Source organism: Streptomyces sp. NPDC058534 (assembly GCF_042717365.1).
In the GTDB taxonomy this organism is placed as follows: Bacteria; Actinomycetota; Actinomycetes; order Streptomycetales; family Streptomycetaceae; genus Streptomyces.
This window is the reverse complement of sequence record NZ_JBHXNW010000197.1, coordinates 1-1,036: the sequence shown is the minus strand read 5'-3', so window position 1 is coordinate 1,036 and position 1,036 is coordinate 1. Positions and strand designations below refer to the sequence as shown.

Below are 1,036 nucleotides of genomic sequence, written 5' to 3'. Positions count from 1 at the left end.
CGGATCGGGCGGTGGTGGTCGCGGGATCGCGTGAGGAGCTGCTGACGGGTCTCGGCGCGCTGGCGCGCGGCGAGTCGGACGCGACGCTGTTCAAGAGCCTTGTCCCGGGTGGGGGCAGTGGTCCGGGCCGTTCGGTGTTCGTGTTCCCGGGGCAGGGTGCTCAGTGGGTGGGCATGGGGCGTGAACTGCTCGATTCCTCCCAGGTGTTCGCGGATCGGGTTGCCGCGTGCGAGCTGGCGTTGTCTCCGTTCGTGGACTGGTCGCTGACGGATGTGCTGCGGGGTGATGCCGATTCGGCGTTGCTGGAGCGGGTGGATGTGATCCAGCCGGCGAGTTTCGCGGTGATGGTGTCGCTCGCGGAGGTGTGGCGTTCGGCGGGTGTGGTTCCGGACGCGGTCCTGGGCCATTCGCAGGGTGAGATTGCTGCGGCGTGTGTGGCGGGTGCGCTGTCGCTTGAGGACGCGGCGCGTGTGGTGGCTCTGCGGAGCCAGGCCATCGGCCGGGTTCTGTCGGGTGGTGGCGGGATGGCGTCGGTCGCCCTGTCGGAGGCCGAGGTCCGTGACCTGCTGGTCGAGGGTGTGGAGGTCGCGGCCGTCAACGGCCCCACCTCTGTGGTGATCGCGGGTGACGCGGAGGGGCTGGACGGTCTGCTGACTGTTCTGGAGGGCCAGGGTGTGCGGGTGCGGCGGGTCGCGGTGGACTACGCGTCTCACACCCGTCACGTCGAGGCGGTCGAGGAGGTCCTCGCGGCCGAGCTCGCGGGTGTGACGGCGCTGGCTCCGGAGATTCCTTTCTTCTCGTCCGTCGACGGCACCTGGATCGAGGACGCGGGTGTCGTCGACAGCACGTACTGGTACCGGAACCTGCGGCAGACCGTGGGCTTCGGGCCCGCCGTTCGTGCGCTGATCGGTGCGGGCTTCGGAGTGTTCGTCGAGGTCAGCTCCCACCCCGTCCTCCTCCAGCCCGTCTCCGAGATCGCCGACGCGGCGGATGTCCCGCCGGTGCTCGTGGGCTCCCTGCGCCGTGGTGAGGGCGG

Annotated in this window: 1 protein-coding gene; it reads left to right on the top strand. The window is 70.2% G+C overall.

The genetic code is table 11. The annotated features are described in order from the left end of the window. Positions 1-1,036 (top strand): acyltransferase domain-containing protein (locus ACFWR9_RS42750; RefSeq protein ID WP_383853115.1); only part of this gene is annotated, 1,036 nt, incomplete at both ends.